The sequence below is a fragment of the Xanthomonas arboricola pv. guizotiae genome, assembly GCF_002940205.1.
Taxonomy (GTDB): Bacteria; Pseudomonadota; Gammaproteobacteria; order Xanthomonadales; family Xanthomonadaceae; genus Xanthomonas; species Xanthomonas arboricola_C.
The window spans coordinates 24834-51281 of the sequence record NZ_MDSK01000014.1; the positions used below are offsets into that span (position 1 = coordinate 24834).

General features: G+C 66.8%; 20 protein-coding genes. 8 read left to right on the forward strand and 12 right to left on the reverse strand.

Going from position 1 to position 26448, the window contains the following annotated elements; translation table 11 throughout:
• Positions 1-175: 175 nt before the first annotated feature.
• From dinG to aroE, 4 genes are all read right to left on the reverse strand, one after another.
• Entirely contained in the window at positions 176-2308 is a 2133-nt protein-coding gene (gene dinG / locus XarbCFBP7408_RS10480; protein WP_104562893.1) for an ATP-dependent DNA helicase DinG, read from the reverse strand.
• Positions 2309-2561: 253 nt separating this feature from the next.
• Entirely contained in the window at positions 2562-2798 is a 237-nt protein-coding gene (locus XarbCFBP7408_RS10485) for a hypothetical protein (RefSeq protein ID WP_024939078.1), read from the reverse strand.
• A complete protein-coding gene (locus tag XarbCFBP7408_RS10490; RefSeq protein WP_181106448.1) occupies positions 2795-3169 on the reverse strand; it encodes a hypothetical protein in 375 nt (124 codons plus the stop codon). Before XarbCFBP7408_RS10490 ends, XarbCFBP7408_RS10485 begins: the two co-directional genes overlap by 4 nt.
• The gene (aroE, locus tag XarbCFBP7408_RS10495; RefSeq protein WP_104562894.1) at positions 3159-4010 is read right to left on the reverse strand and encodes a shikimate dehydrogenase; all 852 of its coding nucleotides are present in this window, start codon (positions 4008-4010) and stop codon (positions 3159-3161) included. The genes XarbCFBP7408_RS10490 and aroE overlap by 11 nt, the downstream gene beginning before the upstream one ends.
• Positions 4011-4062: 52 nt before the next feature.
• On the opposite strand from aroE, the gene XarbCFBP7408_RS10500 reads away from it, so the two are divergent.
• Positions 4063-4944 (forward strand): TolB family protein, encoded by an 882-nt coding sequence (locus XarbCFBP7408_RS10500; RefSeq protein WP_104562895.1) that lies wholly within the window; start codon positions 4063-4065, stop codon positions 4942-4944.
• A gap of 86 nt (positions 4945-5030) precedes the next feature.
• Here XarbCFBP7408_RS10500 and XarbCFBP7408_RS10505 read toward each other — a convergent pair whose 3' ends face one another.
• The 3 genes from XarbCFBP7408_RS10505 to XarbCFBP7408_RS10515 form a co-directional block, all read right to left on the reverse strand.
• Positions 5031-7550 carry a PepSY domain-containing protein gene (locus XarbCFBP7408_RS10505; protein WP_104562896.1) on the reverse strand — a complete coding sequence of 840 codons (2520 nt, stop codon included), beginning with the start codon at positions 7548-7550 and terminating at the stop codon, positions 5031-5033.
• A gap of 346 nt (positions 7551-7896) precedes the next feature.
• Complete coding sequence (gene hemB, locus XarbCFBP7408_RS10510) at positions 7897-8886, reverse strand: porphobilinogen synthase (protein ID WP_104562897.1); 990 nt, start codon at positions 8884-8886, stop codon at positions 7897-7899.
• A gap of 254 nt (positions 8887-9140) precedes the next feature.
• Positions 9141-9383 carry a hypothetical protein gene (locus tag XarbCFBP7408_RS10515; protein WP_181106462.1) on the reverse strand — a complete coding sequence of 81 codons (243 nt, stop codon included), beginning with the start codon at positions 9381-9383 and terminating at the stop codon, positions 9141-9143.
• Between the two features lie 198 nt (positions 9384-9581).
• Between XarbCFBP7408_RS10515 and XarbCFBP7408_RS10520 the strand changes: the two genes are divergently transcribed.
• The gene (locus XarbCFBP7408_RS10520) at positions 9582-10043 is read left to right on the forward strand and encodes a hypothetical protein (protein ID WP_104562898.1); all 462 of its coding nucleotides are present in this window, start codon (positions 9582-9584) and stop codon (positions 10041-10043) included.
• Positions 10044-10304: 261 nt separating this feature from the next.
• Positions 10305-10658, forward strand: a complete 354-nt coding sequence (locus tag XarbCFBP7408_RS10525; RefSeq protein ID WP_104562899.1) for a hypothetical protein — start codon at positions 10305-10307, stop codon at positions 10656-10658.
• Positions 10659-10880: 222 nt separating this feature from the next.
• On the opposite strand, the gene XarbCFBP7408_RS10530 is transcribed toward XarbCFBP7408_RS10525, so the two are convergent.
• The 3 genes from XarbCFBP7408_RS10530 to XarbCFBP7408_RS10540 form a co-directional block, all read right to left on the reverse strand.
• Complete coding sequence (locus tag XarbCFBP7408_RS10530; RefSeq protein WP_181106446.1) at positions 10881-12665, reverse strand: DUF885 domain-containing protein; 1785 nt, start codon at positions 12663-12665, stop codon at positions 10881-10883.
• Between the two features lie 345 nt (positions 12666-13010).
• A complete protein-coding gene (locus XarbCFBP7408_RS10535) occupies positions 13011-15239 on the reverse strand; it encodes a S9 family peptidase (protein WP_181106444.1) in 2229 nt (742 codons plus the stop codon).
• A 175-nt stretch (positions 15240-15414) separates the two neighbouring features.
• A complete protein-coding gene (locus XarbCFBP7408_RS10540; protein ID WP_104562901.1) occupies positions 15415-16104 on the reverse strand; it encodes a glutathione binding-like protein in 690 nt (229 codons plus the stop codon).
• Positions 16105-16494: 390 nt separating this feature from the next.
• Between XarbCFBP7408_RS10540 and XarbCFBP7408_RS10545 the strand changes: the two genes are divergently transcribed.
• The 5 genes from XarbCFBP7408_RS10545 (at position 16495) to XarbCFBP7408_RS10565 (ending at position 24118) form a co-directional block, all read left to right on the forward strand.
• On the forward strand, positions 16495-19509 hold the full coding sequence (locus XarbCFBP7408_RS10545; protein ID WP_104562902.1) for a TonB-dependent receptor: 3015 nt from the start codon (positions 16495-16497) through the stop codon (positions 19507-19509).
• A 176-nt stretch (positions 19510-19685) separates the two neighbouring features.
• Positions 19686-20387, forward strand: coding sequence for a SapC family protein (locus tag XarbCFBP7408_RS10550; RefSeq protein WP_181106442.1), 702 nt, complete (start codon positions 19686-19688; stop codon positions 20385-20387).
• Entirely contained in the window at positions 20377-21390 is a 1014-nt protein-coding gene (locus XarbCFBP7408_RS10555; RefSeq protein ID WP_104562903.1) for a cupin-like domain-containing protein, read from the forward strand. The genes XarbCFBP7408_RS10550 and XarbCFBP7408_RS10555 overlap by 11 nt, the downstream gene beginning before the upstream one ends.
• A gap of 10 nt (positions 21391-21400) precedes the next feature.
• Positions 21401-22966 carry a tryptophan halogenase family protein gene (locus XarbCFBP7408_RS10560; protein ID WP_104562904.1) on the forward strand — a complete coding sequence of 522 codons (1566 nt, stop codon included), beginning with the start codon at positions 21401-21403 and terminating at the stop codon, positions 22964-22966.
• Between the two features lie 132 nt (positions 22967-23098).
• Entirely contained in the window at positions 23099-24118 is a 1020-nt protein-coding gene (locus XarbCFBP7408_RS10565) for an energy transducer TonB (RefSeq protein WP_104562905.1), read from the forward strand.
• Positions 24119-24492: 374 nt separating this feature from the next.
• Here XarbCFBP7408_RS10565 and XarbCFBP7408_RS10575 read toward each other — a convergent pair whose 3' ends face one another.
• Positions 24493-25686 carry an ABC transporter permease gene (locus tag XarbCFBP7408_RS10575; RefSeq protein ID WP_104562907.1) on the reverse strand — a complete coding sequence of 398 codons (1194 nt, stop codon included), beginning with the start codon at positions 25684-25686 and terminating at the stop codon, positions 24493-24495.
• Positions 25683-26429: an ATP-binding cassette domain-containing protein gene (locus XarbCFBP7408_RS10580; RefSeq protein WP_104562908.1), complete on the reverse strand. Its 747-nt coding sequence runs from the start codon at positions 26427-26429 to the stop codon at positions 25683-25685. The genes XarbCFBP7408_RS10575 and XarbCFBP7408_RS10580 overlap by 4 nt, the downstream gene beginning before the upstream one ends.
• Between the last annotated feature and the right edge of the window lie 19 nt (positions 26430-26448).

Genomic DNA, 26448 nt, shown 5'->3' on the forward strand with positions numbered 1-26448 from the left:
TATCTGAAAAGGTCACGACATCGCGTCGATAAAGCACGGCAGGGAAAGATACCGCTGCCATCGACACCACACGCGCAGCGACGGGCACGGTCATGCACCGCAAACGTGTGACAGCGGCACTCTGCGAGACGGATGTTCCATCCTCCGCACGGGACTGGCGCAGGGCTGCCCTGGACTAGCCGATCACCCGCTTGAACGGTGGCAACGCGTCGATGATGCGTTTGCCGTAGCGGCGCGTCAGCAGGCGCGAGTCGAGGATGATCACGCGGCCGTGGTCGCTGGAACTGCGGATCAAGCGGCCTGCAAACTGCGTGAGCGTGCGCAGCGCGTGCGGGATGGCGATCAGGTTGAAGGCGTTGTGGCCGCGACTTTCCAGCCATTCGCTCAGGGTCGAGGTCTGCGGGTCGGTCGGCACCGCGAACGGCACCTGGGTGATGACCACGGTGGTGCAGGCATCGCCGGGCAGATCCAGGCCCTCGCCGAAGGAGTTCAAACCGAACAGCACCGAGCCCTCGCCGGCGGCGATACGGCGCAGGTGTTCGGTGATCAGCTGCGACTTGTTGCCCTCGCCCTGCACCAGCACGCGATTGCGCTGCGCCAGCGGCATCAGGTCGGCGACCTTTTCCATCTTCCAGCGCGAGGTGAACAGCACGATGCTGCCTTTGGAAGTCCAGTCGAGTTCGCGCACCAGGTAACGTGCGACTTCCTTCGGGTGGCCTTCGCGATCGTCTGGGGTGACCGGGAAATTGGGCACGATCAATTCGGCCTGATTCGGTAGATCGAACGGCGAGGCCAGCGAGGCCATCTCGGCGTGATCGGGCAGGCCGTTGTCGATGGCGAAGGATTGGAAATCGCCGCCACCGGTGAGCGTGGCCGAGGTCATCACCACCGAATCCACCTCGTTCCAGATCATCGTGCGCAGCACCTGCGCGGCCGACACCGGCGAGCAATGGCAGATCAGATCGCCGTCGCGCGAGAGGGTGATCCAGCGCGCCATCGGCGGCTGACCTTCCTTGTCTTCGCGCCGCCAGCCGCTCCACAGATTGTGTTGCTGCTCGGCCATCTCCAGGGCCAGGCCAAGGCTGCGCTGCAGGCGTTCGCGCGCCGAGTCGTCCTGCTTGCCCTTGGCAATCGCGCTGTGCGCGGCATGCACCCAGTTGAACAACGCGCGGGTTTCTTCGCCAAGCTCTTCGATCGCCGGGCCCCATTGCGGCGGCAGCTTGCCGTTGGCCGCACGCCACAAGGGATCGCGCTCGCCGGGCTCGGGCTTCCACACGCGTTCGACCTCGGCGTGGAAAGCCTTGAGCAGCTTGGACACGCGCGCAGCCACCTCGATGGCCTCGTTGGGCAACAGGTTGCCGATCTTGTCCTTGTCCACCGCGCGGTAGGCAGCGGCGATGAGGATCTGCAACCGTCCGGTGCGTTTGGCCATCTCGTCCAACGGCAGGCTTGCGGCGCCCTGGTCGATCGCCACGCCGGCGATGTGATGGCCTTCGTCGAGCACCAGCAGCATGTCGGCGGGCGGGGCGATCAAGGGCTGGCCATTCTCGGCATCGCCCAGCGACAGCGACGACAGCAGCAATGCATGGTTGGTGACCACAATCTGCGCTTCGCGCAAGTCGGTGCGCGCCTTCAGCACCGGGCATTGCGCGGCGTAGCTGCAGCGGCGGCCGGCACAGCCGGAGGCCGGCGTGGTGATGCGCAGGCGCAGCGGCACCGAGACCTGCTCGGGCGCATCGTCCAGATCGCCGTTCCAGCTGCGCTCGGCGTAGGCCGTGGCCAGGCGCTTGGCCAGATCCGCGTCGGCCGGGCTGAGCGGGCGGTCGTAGAGCACCTGCTCGTCGTCGAACATGCCTTCCTGGCTGGTTTCGCCCTGCAGCTCGGCAGCGTTGCGCGTGCACAGGTAGCGGGTGCGGCCCTTGGCCAGCGCGACCGTGGCTTGCAGCCCGGTGGCCTTGAGGAAGGCCGGGATGTCGCGCTCCACCAACTGCGACTGCAGCGCCACGGTGCCGGTGCTGATCACCAGCTTCTTCTTGGTGGCCAGGGCGATCGGCACGCCGGCGGTGAGATAGCCCAGGCTCTTGCCGACACCGGTGGGCGCCTCGGCAATGCCGATGCCGCCGGAGGTGGCCAGCGCGCGCGAGACCAGGCCGATCATCTGGCTCTGCGCCCGCCGTGTGGCAAAGCCGGGCGTGTTGGCCTGCAGCTTGGCGTAGGCCTCGCGGATGCCGGCCTTGATCGGGTCGGTCAGAACACGCTGGGTGGGAACCGGCGCCGACGGCGCGGCCGGTGGGGCGACTTCATTCATCGCGCTGTTTTCGCACGGACCGGCGCAGCGCCTGCGACCGGCGTGGCACTCGGCTGAACGTGGTTGCTGGCGCGGGGCGGCGCCACCGCCAGCCTGGTCACGGGTGCGCACGCTGCACGGCCACTGCATGCGTCGGATCCGATCATCGCCGGCGGGCACTGGCCGCAAGTTCTGACCCGAAGGGTCGCGCAATGGATGCCGACCCAATCACCCTGCCCTGCCTGCAACGAGCAGGCAGCGTCGCTCCACGCTGTCAGCGGCCTTGCGTCCGCGGCGGCCATGCATGGCGCGCCCAGACCAGCCCGATGACCACCATTGCGACACCCATCAGCAACATGCCGGCGCCCACGCCAGTGGGCCCGAAGCGTTCATACAGCAGGCCGCCGCGATTGACCGCAGCCAGCGCCTGCGGATGCAGCAGCGTCCACCCGCCCTGCCCGGCACTGACCAGCCCCACCACCACCAGCGCGATGGCTTTGAGCGGAATCATGGGCGCGGGCCGGCGGCGGGCGGCATGCGTTGCAGGCTGCCTGCCAGCGTCCACACCAGCACGCCAATGCCCACGCCTTGCACCGCCATCAGCACGAAGTGGGCGATGCTGACCACCATGCTGATCTGACGCACATTGCCTTGCTGCAGCAACAGCATCGGAATCGCCTGAAAGGCAACCTCGGCAAACAGGCAGCCCAGCAGCAGCCAGAGCGCGGCCAGCCCGGCACGCCGCAAAGGACTTTGCGAGGCACGCCACAGCAGAACCAGCCCGAGCAGCAACGCGATCAGCATCGGCACGCGCGACAGCAGGCTGCTGACCAGGGTCAGCAGGATATCGGTGGCGGTGACGCTGCCCACCTCAGTCGGCACTGACCAGAACGGCCTCGCGCGCGCGCAGCGCGGCGTAGACCGGGTCGGTGTCCGGGCGCACGCCGTGCCACAGCGCGAAACTCTCGGCGGCCTGCTCCACCAGCATGCCCAGGCCATCGACGGCGTAGCGGCATTGCGCCGCGCGTGCCCAGGCCAGGAAGGCGATGGCGGTGGCGCCGTAATTGAGATCGACCGCCGCGGTGAGGCTGTTGACCAGGCCCAGCGGCATGGCGAACGCACCGGCGTCGCGATCGCGTCCAGCCGCAGTGGCGTTGACGATCAGTTCGAAGTCGCCCAGGTCGCGCAGGTCTTCGATGTAGCGCGAGACCACCCGCCCCGGCTCGCCGAGCGCATCGCACAAGGCGTCGGCACGCTCGGGCGAGCGGTTCACCACCACCATCTCGGTGATGCCCGCTTCCAGCAGCGCCGGCGCCACGCCGCGCGCGGCACCGCCGGCGCCGAGCAGCAGCACACGGCGGCCGCGCAGATCCAGCCCGTAGCGGTCGGTGAGGTCGCGCACCAGGCCGGCGCCATCGGTGTTGTCGCCCTGCCACTGGCCGTCGTTGCGCACCAGCGTGTTGACCGCGCCGGCCAGACGCGCGCGATCGCTCAGGCTGGCCGACAACGCACAGGCGGCTTCCTTCAGCGGCAGGGTCACGTTTGCGCCCTTGCCGCCTTCGTCGGCGAAGCGCTCCAGCGCGGCAGTGAACGCCTCCGGCGGTGCGTCGATGGCGGTGTAGTCCAGCGCGATGCCGGTCTGCTTCCCGAAGTCGGCATGGATGGCCGGCGACAGCGAATGGGCGACGGGGTGACCGAACACGGCATAACGGGATACGGGCATGAAACGCTCTCTGGTTGACTAGACTGTGCGCGACTTGAGGCAGGAACCCCGCATGCAACTTCGATGGACACTGCTCGCGCTGGCGGCAAGTTTACTCTGCGTCCCGGCCGCGTCGGGGCTTGCCGAATTCGGCATCGAAGGCATGGGCGTGGTCTCCACGCCGGCCAACGAAGCGCGCGCCACGCTGAGTCCGGACGGGCAACGCATCGTCTGGGCCAGCGACCGCGCCGGCGGCAGCGGGGGCTGGGATCTGTGGCAGGCCCGGTTGAGCGGCGGGCGCTGGCAGGACGCAGACGTGCTGCCGATCAACACCGCGCAGGACGAGACCTCCCCGCTGTTCAGTGCCGATGGCCGCTGGCTGCTGTTTGCCTCCACTCGCCATGGCGGTGCCGGCGGCGCCGACCTGTATCGCGCGCCGGTGGATGCGCAGGGCCGGATCGGTACGGTGCAATCGCTGGGCGCGGCGATCAACAGCCGCGGCGACGAGCGTTCCCCGACACTGTCGCTGGACGGCACCCGCCTGCTGTTCGCCAGCAACGGCCACGGCGGCGCCGGCGGCATGGACATGTTCGTGGCGCGCTGGGACGGGCAGGCGTTCATCGCGCCGGTGGCGTTGAGCGCCATCAACAGCGCTGCCGACGAACTGGATGCGGCCTGGCTTGGCGATGGACGGGGACTGGTCTGGGCCCGCGGCCGGCAGGATGGTCCCAGCCAGTTATTGCTGGCGACCTGCAACGACGGCCATTACCGCGTGGGCCAGGCATTGCCGCTGTCGTTCAACGGGCCGCGGGAACGCACCTTCGGTGCGGTGGTGGATACGGCCAAGCCGGGCGAGTTGCTGGTGACCGGCAGCGCGCGCGCGCCACGTGCGGGGCAGCTGGACATCTACCGGATGAAGGCGCCGGCGGTGGAGGGGGATACGAGCTGCCGTTGAGGGTGCGTGGATGCGCAGACTCTTGCCAGGGGCTGCCCGGGATACGACTTCACGCCAACGCAGCGATGCAGTGGCGATGACCGCGTTCAATACACATCGCGCCGATAACGGCCCGCTGCGGTCAGCGACTCCAGCCGCGTCTCGCCCAGCAATTGGCGCAGCGTGGCATCGACCTCACGCGCCATGCTGTCCAGGCTGCCGCAGACATGGATCACCGCACCGCGATCGATCCAGTGGCGCAAGGTGTCGCCGGTCTCGCGCAAGTGATGCTGCACGTAGCGCTTGTGCGCCTGGTCGCGCGAGAACACACGGTCCAGCTGCTGCAGATGGCCACGCGCATGCCAGGCCTGGAGTTCCTCGGCAAACAGACCATCGTGCGCGGCCTGCCGTTCGCCGAACAGCAGCCAATGTCCATGCACGCCGGCCAGCTCGGCCTCGCGCAGCAGACTGCGCAAGCCGGCGATACCGGTGCCGTTGCCGATCAACACCATCGGTGCCTGTTCGATGCGATGGAAGCCGGGATTGGTACGCAACCGCGCGCGTATCTGCCCACCGACGGGTGCGTGGCAGATCAGCCAGCCCGAGCCCAGGCCGGGGCTGCCGTCGGCACCTGTGGTCAGGCGCACCACTGCGGTCGCAACGCCATCGGCCGGCACGCTGGCCAGCGAATAGTCGCGGGTCGGCAGCCAGGCGCAGGCGTCCAGCCAGGTCTGCGGATCCGGATGCGGCATTGGCGGGCGCGTGGGCGGCTCCGGCAGCACGCGCTCGGCGACGGCCTGCTGCAGCGGCAGCAACTGCGCATCGACATGCACCAGCGCGTCGGGCGGCAGTCCCCAGGCGGCCAGGCACGCGCGCACATGCGTGTAGGCGTGCGCCGGCTGCACTTCGAGAATGTCGCCGGCCTGCCATTGCGTACCGGGCGGTGGCAGCAGATCGATCTGCCAGATCGGTGCGCCCTCGCTGCCCGGGTTGAGATGCGTGCGCGCCGACAATGTCCAGTGCAGCAGCGTCGGGCGTGCCAGCGGCACCGCGGCCACCGGCGCACCGGCAATCTGCGCCAATTGCGCATGCCATTGCGCCAGGGCCTGCGGATCGGTGTTGTCCATCTCCACTGGCGGAAACAACGACTGCGCGCCCTGCGCCTGCAGCCACTGTTCGATGCGTCGGGAAAACCCGCAGAACTGCGCGTACTGGCGGTCGCCCAGGGCCAGCACGGCATAGGTCAGCTGCGACAGCGTCATGCGCTGACGCAACAGCTCGCGCTCGAAGCTGCGTGCGGTATCGGGCGGCTCGCCATCGCCAAAGGTGCTGACCACGAACAAGGCATGCCGGGTGCCCTGCAGATGCTGCGCGGTGAGCTGTGCCAGCGAGCGCACCTGCACTGGCAGGCCGGCCGCCTGCAGGTGCCCGGCCGCCTGCCAGGCCAGCCGTTCGGCAAACCCGCTCTGGCTGGCGAACCCGATCAACCACGGCTCGGCCTGCGAGGCCGCCGGGGCACCATGCAGGACATCGCGCGCGGCGCGCAGTGCGCGCTTCTTGCGGCGGCGATCCAGGTACAGCATCCAGCCGGTCACGAAGAACACCGACATGCCGACACTGGCCAGCATCACCACGATGCGGCCCGGCAGCCCGAAGAAGCTGCCCGAGTGCAGCGGAAACATGCTGACCAGCAACTGCTGGCCGCGCGGCAGCAGTGCATAGTCCTGGCGACGCAGCAACGCACCGCTGCCCGGCTCGATCTCCAGATTGTCGTAGGCGCGATCGTGATCGGGATGGTCGGGCAGGAACCGCACGCTCAGCGGTTGCCCGGCACGCGGCGGGATACGCAGGTCCAGTGCCGTGCTGTGCGTGGCCGGGATGGCATCCAGGGTGCGCTGCACGGCCGCGAAGTCCACCGTGGCCGGGCGGTGATCGCGCCCGTCGCCACGCATCGCCGGCTCGGTGCCGAGCAAGGCCACCATGCCGTCGCGATACCAGTTGTAGGACCAGGTCAGCCCGGTCAGCGCCACCAGCAGATACACCAGCAGACACCAGGTGCCGAACACCGCGTGCAGGCTCCACAGAAAACTGCGCCCCTGCCGCCGCCATTCCACCGCCCACCAGGTGCGCAGACTCCACCAGCGTCTCGGCCAACGCAGATACAGGCCGGAAGCGCAGAAGAACAGCAGGATCAGGGTGCTCGCACCGGTCACCGCCTGGCCACGCTTGCCGGCGGTCAGATGGCGATGCAGGTCCTCGATGAAGGCAAACGCGCCGCTCAGCCGCGGAGCGGCGACTCTGTCGCCGGTATACGGATCGAAATACACCCGGCCGCCCCCCTTGCCGGCCAGGCGTGCGGTGGACGGACGCTGGCCGGTCGGATCGATCAGCATGCGGGTGACCGCCTGTTGCTGATCCAGGTCCAGCCGACGCAGCAGCACATCCACCGGCAATGGCCGCTCGCCTGCCGCATGCCGCTGGGCCAGCTGCGCGATGGCCGGATTGGCCAGCCGCACGATCTCGTTTTCGAACGACATCGACGCGCCGGTCAGCCCCATCACCGACAGCACCAGGCCGGCCGTGATGCCGAGCAGCCAGTGCAATTGGAACAGGCCGGTCTTGAGCACGCGCGCGCAGCCTCGAACAGTGGGCTCGCTATTGTAGATGAGAATCGTTATCGCAGTTTGCGCGGGTTTGCGAGGCTCACGCCACTGCCGCAAAGCGATCGCGCTGCAGCTGCGGCGTCACTCGATCGTTGCAGCAACACCGACACCCGCCGATCCGCGGGAAGCAGAGCGATCAAAAGCTACCTGCGCTGCACGATCCTTGTTCGTCCGGCAGTCCTCAGCGCGCCGCACGCAGCGCAGGCCGGGAGAGACCACGGCCTGCGGGATCATTGCGGTGTTCGAATCGCGCCAAGCCTGCAAGCGCCGATTGCGGCCTGGAGGGCGTCACAGCACCGCCTCAGCGCACTCAGCCTTCCCGCAACCAACGCGCCACCTGCGGTGCGAAATAGGTCAACACGCCATCGGCGCCGGCGCGCTTGAACGCCATCAGCGCTTCCAGCACGCACCTGCGTTCGTCCAGCCAGCCATTGGCGGCGGCGGCCTTGAGCATGGCGTACTCGCCGCTGACCTGATAGGCGAAGGTGGGCACGCGGAATTCCTGCTTCACCCGCCGCACCACATCCAGATACGGCATGCCCGGCTTGACCATCACCATGTCCGCGCCCTCCTCCAGGTCCAGCGCGATCTCGCGCATGGCCTCGTCGCTGTTGGCCGGGTCCATCTGATAGGTGGTCTTGTCGGCCTTGCCCAGATTGCCGGCACTGCCCACCGCATCGCGGAACGGGCCGTAGAACGCCGAGGCGTACTTGGCCGAATAGGCCATGATGCGCACGTTGAGATGGTCCTGCGCATCCAGCGCGCGGCGGATCGCACCGATGCGGCCATCCATCATGTCCGACGGCGAGATGATGTCCACACCGGCTTCGGCATGCGACAGCGACTGCCTGACCAGCGCCTCGACGGTGATCTCGTTGAGCACATAGCCCTTGGCATCGATGATGCCGTCCTGGCCGTGCGTGGTGTACGGGTCCAGCGCCACGTCGGTCATGATGCCGAGTTCGGGAAACCGCGCTTTCAGCGCACGTACCGCACGCTGCGCCAGGCCGTCCGGATTCCAGGCCTCGGCCGCGTCCAGGCTCTTGCCGGCCGGGTCGATCACCGGGAACAGGTCGATCACCGGAATGCCCAGTTCCAGGGCGTTCTCCGCCTCGCGCAGCAATTCGTCCAGCGACAGGCGTTCGACGCCCGGCATCGACGCAATGGGCGCGCGGCCGGACAACTCATGTACGAACACCGGCCAGATCAAATCATCGGTGGTCAGCGTGTTTTCGCGCATCAAACGGCGCGAAAACGCATCGTGGCGCATGCGGCGGGGACGGTAATGGGGATGGGCCATCGTGGGCTCCTGTCAGCAGCCCGCAAGTTTACGCCCGCGACCCGCCGCCGAACGCGCTGCGACGCAGTGTCGCAGCGGTGCAACGGGCCTGATCACGCTGCGATCAATCCAAGCGCGATCCCGTTGAGCAACGGAATCGGCTCACCATGCGGGGAATTCATCCGGATGGCGGCGGCGCGCGCCGATCACCTTCATCGGTTGCCGCCGCCGGCAGTTCCAGATCGCAGGGCCTGCCTCGAAGGCAATGCCGCGCCCTAGATCACGCCGCCGCCCAGGCTCAGGCGGATCACCCCGACCACGATCACCAGGCCGTTGAGCAGCAGACCGGTCTTGGCACGTCCGCGATTGCCGGCCGAGGTGAACAGCAGCGCGATCGCCGCGATCAGCGCGCCCAACGCCGCAAACGGGATCAGGAACCAGTTGCCCCAGCCCAGCAACGGGATGAAGGCCAGCATCATCCACAGCAGCGCCACAATGCCCCACAGCAGGCTGATCAATCCCACGTGCCACCTCGCCATTCAAAGAAGCCCCGAGCTTAGCGCCGCGCCCGCCAAGGCGCTGTGGGCAGATGGTCACCCTGACCAATGGCGGCTTGGCGGTAGCCTCACGTGGGCATGGCTAGGGTGCGGCAAAGTCCAGAGCGATTCAGTCCGGGCGCCGGATCATCGTTGCCATTACCCACAGGGGGTCCCACCATGTACATGCAATCGCTGATCAGGAATGCCGCCATCGCGGCAGCCACCGTTGCCTTGCTGGCCGGTTGCGCCAGCAGTTCCAAGGTGATGCTGGGCCAGGCGCGCGCGCCGATCGACCCGGCACAGGTGCAGGTGTATTCCAATGCACCGGCCGGCTCGGTGGAGATCGCCCAGCTCGAATCCACCAGCGCAGCCGGTTTCGGCACCCAGGGCCAGACCGATGCGGCCGTGCAACGGCTCAAGCGCGAAGCCGCCAAGCTCGGCGCCAACGGCGTGGTCATCGTCGGCGTGGGCTCCGAGCGCTCCGGCGGCGGCCTGTCGGTGGGCGGCGGCAGCTACGGCGGCCGCGTCGGCGGCGGCCTGGGCATCGGCATCCCGACCACCCAGAAGCGTGCGGCGGGCATGGCGATCTGGGTGCCGGCGGGGGCCAGCGATGCCGCTCGCTCGCCGCCTGGCCAGTAAACCGCTCGACTTGGATTCGGGCGCTTTCGACCAGCATCACTCAAGCACCGGACGGGGCTGGCCCTTTTGTTGACGCTTTTTAGTCACAAAGCGCCCTGGGCCGGGTTGTAGTGAAACGCCAAATCGGATGCAGTATCCTTCGTCGGCAGACAGGTTGAGCCGGCCAGGCGATGGTTCACTAAAGGGTTGCTGCTAATTCGCAAGACATCACTCGCACTTGGCAAAGCGCAACCCTTGATCTCAATCACCTAAGGAATAGCCATGAAAAGCTGGATAGGGATGTTGATGTTGGCGGGATGCTTTGCTGGACAGGCGACGGCGCAGACCAAGGGCGTGACGCTGGTATGCCGCATGAACGATCCTTTCCTTTTCTGCTCAGACGGCTGTGCGGACCCTGACCACCACTGGGCACCGCTGGACCCAATCCAGGCCACCATAGAGCCCGTTGCGCCCTATTGCCCGTTTCCGACGACTGCGGATACGAATTACTGCAAAGGCTGGTCACAACGTGCCTTCACGGCGTATTTCCAGTACGTAAGTGTCTGCCCGAAGGCGAACAAGACGGGCGAGTGGACGGGCAAAAAGCCTGCGGACATGGTGCCGTTCAAGCATTGATTCCAACCTGCGCGGTATGAAACAGAAATCTCGCCTCGCTAATCCAGAGGCGATGTTGACGAAGACGCGTTGACGAATATCTGCGCAAACGCATCTCCATCGACTGCCTAACCTTTCAATGCTCAGGTACCAAAGCAGTCAATACCCCGGCTAGCGGAGAGTTCGCCGGAGTATCGAGCAACACAAGGCCAAGGCGCACTGAATCCTGCAGGCGCTCCGTCTCTATTTGTCCTGTGCGGGAATGAACTGCGTCTCCACCGCCTTGGCCAGCTGATCCGGCGGCAGCAGGCCCTGGTCGAGCAGGAAGTTGTTGAACGCGAGGCGGTCGAACTTCTTGCCCAGGGCCAGTTCGGTGCGCATGCGCAGTTCGAGGATGCGGGTGTAGCCGTAGAAGTAGCTGCCGGCCTGGCCGGGGGCGCGGACCGTGTAGCGGTCCAGTTCCTGGCGGGTCATGGCGGGCGAGAGGCCGACGTCGTCTTCCAGTACCTGGCGTGCGCGTTCGCGGTCGATCAGGCCCAGGTTGAGCATCGGGTCGAGCATGGCGCGGGCGGCGCGCAGCAGGCGGAACTGCAGGGCGATCAGCTGGCCGTCGAGCGGTTCGTAAGGCACCATTTCGGCTTCGGCATACAGCGCCCAGCCTTCGACGTTGACCGAGTTGAAGGCGAACATGCTGCGCGCCAGCGAGACGCCGCGTTCGACCATGGCGGTGAACTGCAGTTCGTGGCCGGGGCGACCTTCGTGGGCGCTGAGCGTCCAGGCGGCCGAGCCGAAGTTGAAGTCGTCGTACTGCTCCTTCTTGGCGCCGTCGGCGGTCGGGTTGCCCAGCGGCAGTACGAACTGGCCCTGCTGGCCGGTGTTGCCGATCAATGGAGCCGGCAGGAAATGCGGGGCCGGCTGCGCCGCGCTTTCGGCGGCGCTGCCCAGGCGCATCTGCATCGGGCGGTTGGGCACATCGACGATGCGCTGCTTGCGGATGATCGGGTCGATCTGGTCGATCACGCCGCGGTAGTGGGTTTCCAGCTGGTCGTCGGCAATCTTGTTGCCCTTGAGCGCGCGGATCACCTCCACGTAATCGCTGCCCTGCACGCCCTTGGCCTTGGCCACCAGCGGGGCCAGCTGGCGCATGGCCGAGCGGGTTTCCATGAACTCCAGTTGCGCGCGCTGGATGAGCTGCTGCGGGGCGATGTCGATACCGACCTGCTTGAGCTGGTAGGCATACAGCGGCTCGGGCAGGCGGGTGTCCTTGCGCGCCTTGGGCAGCACGGTGCTGCGGGTCCAGGCGGCGTAGTCCTTCAGTTGCGTGGACATCGCCTTGAGCGCTTCGTCGGCGCCAGCAATCCTGTATTTGGCGAACAGCTCGCCGATGCCGGCCACGTACGTATCCACATTGGCCAGCGCCTGCTCCACTTCGCGCTGGGTGGGCTGCAGCAGCGCCTTGTTGCCCAGCTTTTCCTCGTAGCGCTGGCGCGCCAGCGTGGTGGTGGGCGTGCTGCCCGGCACCAGCCCGACGTAGCGCTTGAGGCGGTCCAGCGCCTTGGCGCGGCGCTCGGGCACGGTCTGGTCGGAGAGCAGGCCGTTGAGGCCACTGAACACCAGTTCCGGAGCGTCGCTCCAGGGCAGCAGGTAGCGCTCGTTGAGCTCGCTGCCTTCGATGTTCTGCTCGGCCGCGCCGATCATGATCTGCAGGTCCTGGCGCACGTCGACGTCGCGCTCGGTGGCCAGCTTGGTCTGCAGCGTGGCGCGCGCCTTGCGCATGGCATCGCGATAGCGCGCGGCGTTGTCCGGGCCAAAATCGACGACCTGATCGTCGTAGCCGGGCACGCCGAAGAAGCTGGCGTATTCGGGCTGGAACGGCGCCTGCGCGTTCAGCAGGATCTGTGCATAGCCGTTGCTGGTCTGCACCCAGGCCGGCGTTGCAGCTTGGGCCTGCGCGGTGTTACCGGTCTGTGCCTGCAATGGCAGCGAAGCAGCGAGCGCCAGCGCAACGGCGAGAACGAGTGGTTTCATGGGGCGGATCCGCAAGTTGAGTAGCGCGACCCTACGCATCCGCAGCGGCTGCGGCAATGCCTCTTAGGTCATGGTCGGCAGGAATGCGGCGGCGCTTGCGGATCGGCTACCAGGTTGCTTGAATCGGCCGGTCTGCTGGCGAATATCAGCATTTTGCTAGCGCCATCGCCCATGCCTGCGGCTGGCGTCCACCTGCCGCCGACTTCCCTCGCCGCGGCCCGTGCAGGCCCACGCCGAGACGGGCGTCTGCTGCCCGACCGGTCCTGTGAATGTCGCCGATGCCAGGCGTCGGCGGCCGTTTGCCCCTGCAATTCGCGTGTCCCGTGGAAACCCATTGCCGGCCGCTCAGGGCATCAGGCAGCGCTGGATGAATGCCTCCGCGGTCTTGTAGCGATGCAAGGCGGTGCTGCCGGACAAGCCGTGCTTGGCGCCGGGATAGGTCATCAGTTCGAAGGCGCTGCCGCGCGCCTGCAACGCGCTCATCAGCGCGGTGGAGTTGGTGAACAGCACATTGTCGTCGGCCATGCCATGGATCAGCAGCAGCTTGGCGCGCAGGCCGTCCAGATGGGTGGCGATGCGTGCGTCGCGGTAGCCTTCGACATTGCCGGCCGGCAGGTCCATGTAACGCTCGGTGTAGTGGGTGTCGTACAGCCCCCAGTCGGTGACCGGCGCGCCGGCTACGCCGCAGGCATAGGCCTCGCTGTGCCTGGCCAGCAGCATCAGCGTCATGTAGCCGCCGTTGGACCAGCCCTGCACGCCGATGCGTGCGGGATCGACCCAGCGCTGCGCCTTGAGCCAGGCCACACCCTGCAGTTGGTCGTCCACCTCGACCGTGCCCTGCCTACCGTACAGCGCACCACCGAAGGCACGGCCACGCCGCGGCGTGCCGCGGTTGTCCAGCGAGAACACCACATAGCCGCGCTGGGCAAGGTACTGGTCGAACAGCGCATCGCCACGGCTGGGCCAGGCATCGAGCACGGTCTGCGCGGCAGGGCCGCCATACACGTACACCATCACCGGATAGCGCTTGGCCGGGTCGAAGTCGTCCGGTTTGATCAGGCGATACTGCAGCGGCGTGGTGCCGTCGGCAGCGGTGAGCGTGCCGAATTCCACTGGGCGCTGCGCGTCACGGTATCTGGCGTACGGATGCTGCGGGTCGGTCAGGTCGTTCTTCAGCAGCGTGGCGATTTTTTCACCATTGGCGCGGAACAGCTCGATCTGCGGCGGCGTGGTGGTGTTGGACCAGGTGTCGACATACACGCTGGCATTGCCGGCGAAACTGGCGGCGTGCGTGCCGTGGGTTGTCGAACGTTTTTCGATCGCACCGCCGGCCAGCGGCACGGCGTAGATATGGGCCTGGGTCGGCGACTCCTTGCTGGCGGAAAAATACACCGTGCCGGCTTGCTCATCGACGGCGAGCAGCGCATCGACCACCCAGGCGCCGGAGGTCAGCGGCGTGAGCGTGCGGCCGTCTTCCGATGCCACATACAGATGCTCGTAGCCGCTGCGCTCGGAGTTCCAGACAAAGCGGCCGTCCTCGAGGAAACGCAGATCGTTGTGGAGCGGCACCCAGGTCGGCGAGGTCTCGGTGATCAGCACGCGTTGCTTGCCGCTGGCCAGCGTGGCTTCGATCAACTCGAGGGTCTTCTGGTCGCGCGACTGGCGCTGGAAGGTCAGCCGCTGCGCATCGCGCCAATCCACCCGTGCGAGATAGATATCGGGGTTGTTGCCCAGCTCGATCCAGCGCGGCACGGCGTTGGCGCGCGGTGCGATCACACCCAGTCGCACGGCGACGTTGGGCTGGCCAGCCTGCGGATAGCGCTGGCTGATGACCTCGGTGTGGTCGGCATAGACTTCAGGGCGCTTCTGTACCGGCACGCCGGATTCGTCGATGCGCGCAAAGGCGATCGCCGAGTCGTCCGGCGCCCACCAGTAGCCGGTGTGGCGATCCATTTCCTCATCGGCGACGAACTCGGCCACACCGTTGCCGATGGTCTCGCTGCCGTCGCTAGTGAGCTGCAATTGGTTGCCGCTGGCCAGATCGATCACCCATAGGTTGCGCTGCCGCACGAAGCTGACGAAGCCGCCCCTGGGCGAGAGCTTGGCGTCGGTGGCGAAGCCTTCACCGTGGGTGAGCTTGCGCACTGCCGCCGCGCCGGTCTTGCGCAGGTCGTACAGGTACAGTTCGCCACCGAGCGGAAACAGCAGTGCATGTGCGTCCGGCGCCCAGTGGTAATCGACGATACCGGCGAATGCGGCGATGCGTTGGCGCTCGCGGCGGGCCTTTTCGACATCGCTGAGCGTTTCGGTGCCGGGCAGCACGAGCTTGGAATCGACCAGCAGGCGGGTCTGGCCGCTGGCGATGTCGTACTCCCACAGATCCAGTTGATTGCGGTCGCTGTCCTTGCCGCGCAGGAAGCTCACGCGCGAGCCGTCGGGGGCGACCTTGGGTTTCATCAGCGTCGGGCCGGACAACGGCAACGGGCCGGTGATGGCATCGAGGGTGAGCTTTTCGGCGTGGGCGGTGGTGATCGTGCTGAGCATGAGGGCAAGGGCGGCGAACAGGGCGCGCATCGAAGATCCTGTCTTGAGATAACGCACAGGATGCGGGCGCGTGGGGTGTTTGAGAAGCGCGGCGGGTGATGGCGTGCGTGGACCGTACCCTCACCCCAACCCCTCTCCCGGGGGGGAGAGGGGCTCGAGCGCCTTGTTGAATTGCCGTACGTGCGCTGTTTTTGCTACTGCACCCTCAGCGTTTGCCGAACAGATGCCTGCGCTCTTCCTCGCTCAGCGGCTTGCCGGCGTGGGGGTTGACCTGTTCCTTGAGCGCGTACGCACGTTGCGTGGCCGGGCGCGCGGCGATGGCGTCGTGCCAGCGCTTCAGGTGCGGGAAGGCGGCATAGTCCGGCTTGAGGTCGCCATACACTTCGATCCACGGATAGCTGGCCATGTCGGCGATGCCGTAGTCGTTGCCGGCCAGGAAGGCGTGGTCGGCCAGGCGCTTGTCGAGCACGCCATGCAGGCGGCGCACCTCGGCGTTGTAGCGCTCGATCGCGTAGGGAATCTTTTCCGGCGCATAGACATTGAAGTGGCCCATCTGGCCGCTCATCGGCCCCAGCCCACCCATCTGCCAGAACAGCCATTCCAGCGCGGCGATGCGGCCACGCGCATCGCGCGGCAGGAAGCGGCCGGTCTTCTCGGCCAGATACAGCAGGATGGCGCCGGATTCGAACACGCTCTGCGCGGGGCCGCCGTCGGCCGGTGCGTGGTCGACGATCGCCGGCATCTTGTTGTTGGGCGAAATCTGCAGGAACGCCGGCTCGAATTGTTCGCCCTTGCCGATGTTGACCGGCTTGAGCGTGTAATCCAGCCCGGCCTCTTCCAGGAACAAGCTGACCTTGTGGCCGTTGGGGGTGGGCCAGTAGTACAGATCGATCATCGTGCGCTCCAGTTCGAAAGTGGGGTGTAACGGCAGACACAACCAGCCAGGCCGTCTTCGGCGTGCAGACATGGGAGCCGGCAAGGTGTCTAGCGCACCTGCCGAATCCGCTTGCCTTGTGCGCATGCAAACGCCTGCGCTCGCGACGTCAATGACAATGGATGGGAGTACGAATCGCCATCGCAGAGTGATGGTACGGGCAAGCGATCGCGCGCGGATACGTCGCAAACCCTGCCCGGTGGAACGATGTGTGGCGCGATTGGCTGGCCGCCGATGCTGCAGTGCAAATTGACTTGGTTAAGGCCGCAATAACAAATGCTCGATTGTTCGATCGACCTTCGCCTGTCCCGCCTGGGGCGGGCCTTATCATTTGTTTGGGGAAGAATCACCGTGAGAGAGCCACGCACCCTGCCGCGCACGCGGCGTCTGACGTCTGCCCTGCTGTTTGCCCTGTCGACGCCGCTGGCCGCGCAGACCGCGCCGGCACCGCAGTCCACATCCACCGTCCCCGGCGCGAGCCAGGCCGACCCCGCCACGCTCGATGCGGTGCAGGTCACCGGTATCCGCGGCAGCCTCACCTCGTCAATGAACGTCAAACGCGATGCCCAAGGCATCGTCGACGGCATCGTGGCCGAAGACATCGGCAAGTTCCCCGATACCAATCTGGCCGAGTCGTTGCAGCGCATCAGCGGTGTGTCGATCGACCGTTCGCTGGGCGAAGGCTCGCGCGTCACCGTGCGCGGCGTCGGCCCGGACTTCAACCTGGTGCTGTTGAACGGCCGGCAGATGCCGGGCGCCAGCATCGAGGAATCCAACGCCTCCAACTCGCGCGCGTTCGACTTCGCCAACCTGGCGTCGGAGTCGATCTCCGGCATCGAGGTGTTCAAGACCAGCCGCGCCAGCACGCCCACCGGCGGAATCGGCGCGACCATCAACATCAAGACCAGCCGGCCGCTGGACAACCCGGGCCTGCATGCCAATGTCGGCCTCAAGGGCGTGCACGATGCGTCCAACGAGAACCTGCCCGGCCGCCTGCAGGGCGATGCGCTGACCCCGGAAATCTCCGGCATCTTCAGCAATACCTCGGCCGATGGACGCTTTGGCGTATCGCTGAGCGGCAGCTACCAGGAACGCGACTTCGGCTATAGCCAGGTCGGCGTGCCCAACGGCTGGCGTTCGTTCCGCGGCGATTCCACCGCCTACGGCACCATCCCGCAGCCGGGCGCGCCGGGCTCGGAGAACATCGTCAACCGCCCCGGCCCGAACGATATCTATTCGGTGCCGCAGAACCTCAACTACCGCGTGGTCGGCGTCGAGCGCCAGCGCACCAACGGCCAGTTGACCCTGCAGTACAAGCCGCTGGACAACATCACCACCACGCTGGATTACACCTATTCGGAAAACAAGATCCAGCAGCAGCGCAACGAGATGTCGGTGTGGTTCAACTACGGACCGTCGGCCAGCGCCTGGACCAATGGGCCGGTGGCCGGCCCGATCACCTATTCGGAGATCGTCAATCCGGCCACCAGCGATCTGGCCACCGCCGGCTCCAACGCAGCCACGCGCAACCAGAACAAGTCGCTGGGCTTCAACGTGGATTGGGCGGTGAACGACCAGTTCAAGCTCAACTTCGACATCCACCGCTCCACCGCCGAAGCCGGTGCGGACAGCCCGTACGGGTCGAGCAATTCGCTGGGCGTGTCCGGCTTCTACCGCGGCACCTCGGTGGTGGATTTCAGCAAGGATTTCCCGGTATTGCAGCAGCAGCTGGGCTTCGGCCTGACCGGGCTGGATCCGTCGCGCACGCTGGTCACCGGCTCGGCGTTCCGCAACAGCTACATGAAGTCGGAGATCGACCAGGCCCAGGTCAACGGCGACTTCACCTTCGAAAACTATTCGCAGTTGAAGTTCGGTATCGGCAGCACCGAGGTCAAGAACCGCTCGGCGTTCTCCAACGTGCAGCGCGACACCTGGGGCGGTGCCGGCACCGCGGCCGATTATCCGGACGATCTGTGGATCCCCAGTGCGTTTGCGCAGTACTTCGATGCGATCGACGGCAGCGGCAATCCGGCGCAGTTCAACCAGCTGTTCCTGTTCGACTTCGAACGTGCCCGCCAGGCGGCCGCGCAGGTGGCCGGAGACGATGCGCTGTACCGCACCTCGCCGGTGTTCACCACCGACCGCCGCGTGACCGAAAAATCCAAGAACGCCTACCTGCAGTGGAACAACAGCTGGGACGATCTGCGCGTGCCGATCAGCCTGGCCGCCGGTGTGCGTTACGAAGAAACCAAGGTGGAGGCGCAGGCACTGGTGCCGGTAGCGGTGGGTATCGACTGGGTCGCCAACAACGAGTTGCCGATCCGCCTGGCCGACTCGGCGTTCGCCAGCGGTAGCGGCAAATACGAATACTGGCTGCCCAGCCTGGACCTGAGCTTCAAGCTCACCGAGGATCTGGTGCTGCGCGGCAGCTACGGCGAAACCATCGGCCGGCCCGGCTGGGGCGATATCCAGGGCGGGCAGACGCTCAACCAGATCGCGCGCCTGGAAGGCGGCACCGGCCAGGAAGGCAATCCCGGCCTGAAGCCGCTGCTTTCGCACAACATCGATTTTTCGCTGGAGTGGTACTACAGCGATGCCAGCTACGCCTCGGTGGGCTTCTTCCGCAAGAACATCGACAACTACATCGGCGTGACCACGCGCAACGACACCTCGCTGGGATTGAACACGCCGGTGGGTGGTGCGTACTGGAACGAAGCGCTGGGCAACGGCTGCGCCTCGGCCGACCTGACCTGCATCCGCAACTACATCTTCCGCAACCGCGGCGGTGCGCCGGGTGTTGTGCGCGGGCAGGACGATTCCAACGGCAACGCCACCGGCGTGATCAGCGGGCAGCCGGGCGATCCGGTGGCCAACTTCGCCATCACCGCGCCGGCCAACCAGCGCTCGGCCTCGCTGGACGGTTGGGAATTCAACCTGCAGCACATGTTCGGCGCCAGCGGCTTCGGCGTGTCGGCCAACTACACCATGGTCGACTCCGGCCTGACCTACGACAACTACGTGATCGGCGAGCAGTTCGCGCTGGAAGGGCTGAGCGATTCGGCCAACGTGGTCGGCTTCTACGATCGGGACAAGTGGCAGGTGCGTGCGGCCTACAACTGGCGCGACGAGTTCCTGGCTGCACGTTTCGACGGCAGCGGCCAGCCCAACCCGGTCTACACCGAAGCCTATGGCCAGCTGGACCTGAGCATCGGCTACCAGTGGACCGAGAACCTGTCGCTGAGCCTGGAGGCGATCAACCTCACCGACGAGGTGCAGCGCCAGCACGGCCGTCACCCGAACCAGATCGTCTACGCCACCCAGACCGGCCCGCGCTACATGCTGGGCGTGCGTTACAAGTTCTGGTGATGCAGCGCGTTGGTCATGCAGTGATGTTCTTCTAAGCGCCCCCGGCAGTGGGTCTGCCGGGGCGTTTCGCACGGCTCTCTCGTGGCGTTTCCCGGATGTGTCGCATCCGGGACTTGCCATGCCGAAGCAACTGTCCAAGCATGGGCCACGCGCCCCGCGTGTTGTGCCAATCCCCCATGACCAATGCCGTGTTGTTGAACAATCTCGACCACCGCGACCTGCGCGTGATCACCGCACACGGCGCCGCCTACGGCGACGACGTGATGTCGGCCGCGACCTTTCCGCAGGAGTTTCGCCAACTGCAGGCGCAGTACCCGATCGTGTTCCATCGCAGCGGCGAGCGCAGTTTTCAGCCGCTGGCATTGCTGGGATTACGCCTGGGCGAGAACCTGTTCCTGGACGGCGCGCGCTGGGATGCGCCGTACGTACCGCTGGCGATCCAGCGGCAACCGTTTTTGATCGGCGAACAGCCGGACGGGCCGATGGTGCACGTGGACCTGGACAGCCCGCGCATCAGCCGCAGCGAAGGCGAGGTGCTGTTTCGCGAACACGGCGGCACCACCGAGTTTCTCGACCACATCAGCCAGGTGTTGCGCACCCTGCACGATGGCCTGGCCGCGAGCGAGGCCTTCGTCGCACGCCTGCTCGAGCACGCCCTGCTCGAACCGTTCGTGTTCGAGGCCACGCTGCAGAACGGCCTGGAATGCCGTCTGGCCGGGCTCTACGCCGTGCACGAGGAACGCCTGCGCGCACTCGACGATGCGGCCTTGCTCGATCTGCACCAGCATGGCGATCTGGAACCGTTGTACATGGCGGTGGCCTCGATCGCGCAGTTCCGCCATCTGCTCGACCGCATGCAGCGCCGTCATGCTGGCTGAGCCGCGCGCCATCGAAGAACGGCACGGGCTGGACCCGCAGCAGCTGGACCCGGCCGTGCTGCGCTCCACCACGCCGCTGGTGTTGCGCGGGCTGGTGCGCGACTGGCCACTGGCGCAGGCCGGCGCGACCTCGGCGCAGGCGGCGGCCGCCTACCTGCGCGGTTACGATCGCGGCGAAGCGGTGGTGGCACAGGTCGGCCCGCCGGACATCGGCGGGCGCTTCTTCTACAACGCGGACATGAGCGGCTTCAATTTCCGCCCCGAGCGCGTGCCGCTGGGCGTGGTACTGGACACCTTGCTGCGCGACCTCACGAACGCCCAGCCACCGGCGATCTATGTCGGCTCCACCACGCTGGACACCTACCTGCCCGGCTTGCGCGCGCACAACCCGATCGCGCTGCCGCAGGGCGAGCCGCTGGCCAGCATCTGGATCGGCAACCGCACCCGCATCGCCGCGCACCAGGACCTGCCCGACAACCTGGCCTGCGTGGTCGCCGGGCGGCGGCGCTTTACGTTGTTTCCGCCCGAGCAGCTGGCCAATCTCTACATCGGCCCGTTGGATCTGACCCCAGCCGGGCAGCCGGTCAGCCTGGTGGACGTCACCGCACCGGATCTGCAGCGCTTTCCGCGCTATGCGCAGGCGCTGGAACATGCCCTGGTCGCCGAGCTGGCGCCTGGCGATGCATTGTTCATTCCCAGCATGTGGTGGCATCACATCGAAGCGCTGGAAGGCCTCAACGTGCTGGTCAATTTCTGGTGGCGGCAGAGCCCGGCCTACATGGATTCGCCGATGAACGCGCTGATGCTGGCGCTGCTGAGCATTCGCGACCTGCCCGCCGAACAACGCGCCACCTGGCAGGAGGTGTTTCGCCACTATGTCTTCGAGGCCGACGACAGCACTGCCGCGCATCTGCCCGATGCCGCGCGCGGTGTGCTGGCACCGATGGACGACGCCCGCGCGCGCAGCCTGCGCGCCCGGCTGCTGCAACGCTTGAATCGCTGAGGAATTCGCCATGCCCGACACCACGCCTTCGGACCCGCAACAGCGCCCGGTACGCCGCGTCGTCATCGCCGGTGGCGGCACGGCCGGCTGGATGGCCGCCGCGGCCGTGTCGAAGCTGCTGGGCCGGCACCTGCAGATCACCCTGGTGGAGTCGGACGAGATCGGCACGGTGGGCGTGGGCGAAGCCACCATCCCCAGCCTGGTCACTTTCCACCGCTTGCTGGAGATCGACGAGGCCGCCTTCATGGCCGCCACCCAGGCCACCATCAAGCTCGGCATCGCGTTCGAACACTGGCGCGATGTGGACAGGCACTACATCCATTCCTTCGGCCATACCGGCACCGATCACTGGAGCGCGGGGTTTCAGCATTTCTGGTTGAAGGGGCGCCAGCGCGGCATCGCGCGCGACTTCGGCGACTACTGCCTGGAACTGCGTGCGGCGCAGGAAGGCCGCTTTGCGCACCTGCCCAACGGCGGCATGAACTACGCCTATCACCTGGATGCCGGGCTCTATGCGCGCTTCCTGCGCCGCTTCAGCGAAGGCTTTGGCGTCAAGCGCATCGAAGGCCGCATCGGCCAGGTGGAAACCGATGCGGAAAGCGGCTTCCTGACCGCACTGACGCTGCAGGACGGCACCCGCGTGGAAGGCGATCTGTTCCTGGATTGCACCGGCTTTGCCGGCCTGCTGATCGGCAAGACGCTGGGCGTGGGCAGCGACGATTGGTCGCGCTGGTTGTTCGCCGACAGCGCGCTGGCGGTGCAGACCGAAGCGGTCGGCACGCCGGTGCCCTACACCCGCTCGCGCGCCGATCAGGCGGGCTGGATGTGGCGCATTCCGCTGCAGCACCGGGTCGGCAACGGCATCGTGTATTCCAGCCGCTACATGGACCAGGACGGCGCCGCGCAGGTACTGCAGCGCAATCTCCGCGGCCGCGCACTGACCCAGCCGCGCGCACTGCGCTTCACGCCCAATCAGCGGCATCGGGTATGGGACAAGAACTGCGTGGCGCTGGGGCTGGCCAGCGGCTTCCTGGAGCCGTTGGAATCGACCAACATCCATCTGATCCAGCGCGGCATCATCCGGCTGATGCAGACCTTTCCGCAGGTCATCAACGCTGTCGACATCGCCGAGTACAACCACCAGGCCGCCGCCGAAATCACCCATATCCGCGATTTCGTGATCCTGCATTACCACGCCACCGACCGCCGCGACACGCCGTTCTGGCGCGATTGCGCGGCGATGGACATCCCCGACACGCTGCGTCACCGGGTGGAGTTGTTCCGCCAGAGCGGGCGAGTGTTCCACCAGGCCAACGAGCTGTTTGCCGAGAACTCCTGGGTGCAGGTGATGCTGGGCCAGGGCATCACGCCGAAGCAGCACCACCCGGTGGCCGACCTGATGGGCGATGCAGAGCTTCGTCATTTCCTGGAGACCATCCGCACGCGGGTCGATGCCGCATTGGCACGCCTGCCTGCGCATGCGGACTTCCTGCGCCGCTACTGCCCTGCGCCGCCGCTGCCCGAGCCGGCCACGCGGCTGCCGGCCGACGCGGCACTGGCCACCGGAGTGCGATGAATTTCGCGCCCGGCAGGCGCCCCCCTTGGCTTAGACCGCCCCAGCAATGCTAGATTGCCGCTTTGCCGTCCATTGCGGGAACAATGGCCGGCCTCGCCGCAGCATCTTTCGCAATCGGGGTAAGGGGGACGCATGTTGGATCTGACACAGGGCCGTATGGCACGCCGGATCGCGCCGGTCATTTTGCTGGTCGGCCTGGCCGCCTGCTCCAGGCAGGACGACAAGGCCGCCACCACCGCGCCTGCCACCGGCACCACGCCTGCGGCAGCGGCCGCCGCGCCGACGCCGGCCACCGCAGTGTCGCCGCAGGTGCAATCGATGGCCGCCGACCAGTTGCGCGCATCGGCCACCAAGGCCTTGCAGGACAATCGCATGTACGCCCCGGCCGGCGACAACGCGGTGGAGTACTACCTGGCCTTGCGTGAAAAGCAGCCACAGGACGCCACCGTCAACAGCGCGCTGACCGATCTGCTGCCGTACACGCTGATCGCCGCCGAACAGGGCATCAGCCGCGAAGAATTCCCCGAAGCGCAGCGCCTGATCGCGTTGATCGAAAAGGTCGACCCCAAGGCACCGGCACTGCCGCGGCTGAAGACTGGCCTGGAAACCGGCATGAAGACCGCCGCCAGCCGCTCCGAGCAGGATGCCGAGCAGGCCAGGAAACTGGTCGAAGACAAGGCAAAGCAGGCGGCCGAGCAGAAGCGTCTGGCCGAGCAGCAGACCCGCGAGGCGGCCGCTGCGCAGCAGATCGCCGCGCAACAGGAAGCCGCCCGCCAGCAGAGCGCAGAGGCCGAACGCCAGGCCGCCGCGCGCCGTCAGGCCGAGACCCCGACGCCGGCTCCGACCCCGGCCGCCCCGCGCCCGGCCCCGGCGACTGCCGCAGCTGCACCTGCCGCGCAGTCGCTGCGCCCGATCAGCACCCCGGCACCGCGTTATCCGCCGGAAGCGCTGCGCGCCGGCACCTCCGGCGAAGTGCTGGTGGAACTGACGGTCGGCACCGACGGCTCGATCACCGCCTCGCGCGTGCTGCGCGCCACCCCGCCGCGCGTGTTCGACCGCGAAGCGCTCAATGCGGTCAAGCGCTGGCGCTTCGAACCGGTGGCCGCACCGGTGACCACGCGGCGTACGCTGTCGTTCAATCCGGGCGGTTGATGGCTTCAGCGCTGATGACTTAGGAAACGCAAAAGCCCGCAGCGATGCGGGCTTTTGCGTTGTGGCGGTAGTGGGTTGTGGCAGTTGCGTAACGGCGCGTGGAGCGTTGTGCACTGGTGCAGGCATGGTTGCACGTGCATTCGCACCCCGTACCCTCATCCGGCGCTACGCGCCACCTTCTCCCGACGGGAGAAGGAACATCGCACTAACAAAGCCCCTCTCCCGTCGGGGCGAGACGGCACGGCTTGCGCGTCACTGGCGCGCGTGCCCTGGTGCGCCCGCACCGTCAGCGCGGGACGGGGTGCGAAGCGAAGTTGGGATGAGGGTACGGCGCCGCCGGGTACCGACAGCAAGCAGCCAACTGCCAAATAAACTCACCCCGAAATCGCCAGGCGCTCCTGGTGATACCGGCGCACTGCCGCATACCACAACAACGCGGCAACCCCAAAGCCCGCCAGCAGGTACACCGCCCAGGTCTGCGCAGTGATCTGCTCGTGGCGGATCACCTTGAGCAGCATCTGGTTCTGCGCCAGGAACGGCACCGCGAAATGCCATAGCTGCGTCTTCAGCGGATACGCCATCAGCGCATAGCCCGGCAGCATCGGCAGCAGCAACAGCCAGGTCATGTGCGCCTGCGCTTCCTTCATGCTCTTGGCGGCGGCGGCCAGATAGGTCAGCAGCGAGGTGCCGATGAACAGCATCGGCACCAGGATGAACAGCATCTGCAGCATCGGCACGAAGCCGACGTTGAGCTGGCGGCCCAGGTTCGAGGTGGACAGCTGCGCACTCACCTTGAAGGCCAGCAAGGTCAGCAACAGCGACACCATGCCGATCACGCAGGCGGCAGCGATCTTGCCGCTGACGATCGCACTGCGCGGCGCCGGGGTGGCCAGCAAGGGTTCCAGCGACTGGCGTTCGCGCTCGCCGGCGGTGGCATCCAGGATCAGCGAGGCGCCACCCAGGAACGAGGTGATCACCAGCAGCACCGGCAGCAGCATCGCCATCATCTGCCCGCGCTTGGCGTCGGCCGTGGCCAGATCCTGCGCGGCGATTTCCAGCGGCCTGCCCACCTGCGCATCGATGCCGCGCGCCAGCAGGCGCAGTGCACCGACCTGCTGGCTATAGCTGCCGAGCGCGGCCTGCAGGCGCAGGCTCGGCACGTCGGCCTCGCGCCGCGTGCTGTCCTTGATGACCTCCACCAGCGCCGGGCGCCCGGCGCGCCAATCGTCGGCGTAGCTGTCGCTGATGCGCAATGCCACATCCACATCCTGATTGCGGATCGCGGCGGTCAGATCGACCGGCGCATCGACCGCATTGAGGCCCTGCGCGGCCAGGAACCGCACCAGATTGGGCGCGTTCTCGCGGCCGAGCATGGGGATCTCCAACGGCTTGTCGACCTGCGTACGCACGCGGCTTTCGCTCAATGCGCCCATGCCCAGGATCAGCACCGGATACAGCAATGGCGACAGCAGCAAGGCCAGTGCGAGCGTGCGGCGATCGCGGCCGATGTCGCGCAATTCCTTGCGCAGCACCGTCCATAGCGTGGACAACAACGATGTGGTGCTCATGCGTGCAGTCCCTCGTCCGAGCCGATCGCCTTGACGAAGGCGTCTTCCAGGTTGTCTTCGCCGGTGCTGGCGCGCAGTTCGTCGGCGCTGCCGCAGGCCACCACCGTGCCCTTGGCGACGATGACGATGCGATCGCACAGCGCCGCCACCTCCTGCATGATGTGGCTGGAAAAGATCACGCAGCGCCCCTCGGCCCGCAGTTGCTGCAGGAAGCCCCGCATGGCGCGCGTGGTCATCACGTCCAGGCCATTGGTGGGCTCGTCCAGAATCACGTTGCGGGGGGCGTGCACCAATGCGCGCGCAATCGCGGTCTTGGTGCGCTGGCCCTGGCTGAAGCCTTCGGTCTGGCGATCCAGAATGTCGTCCATGCCCAATGCTTTCGACAGCACGTCGGTGCGCTGCGCGATCTGCGCGCGTGACAGACCATGCAACTCACCGAAGTAGGCGATGTTCTCGCGCGCGGTCAGGCGCTTGTAGACACCGCGCGCATCCGGCAGCACGCCCAGCGCACGGCGCACCGCCACCGGGTCGCGGGCGGCATCCACACCGTCCACGGTGACGCTGCCCTGGTCGGGCGACATCAGCGTGTAGAGCATGCGCAAGGTGGTGGTCTTGCCGGCACCGTTGGGGCCGAGCAGGCCGGTGATCTGGCCGTCGGCAGCACTGAAGCTGACCCCATCGACCGCCTTCACCAGCCCGGTCTTGGTCTTGAACGATTTGTGCAGGTTGTCGACGACGATCATGCGTGCGCCTCCGTGGCGT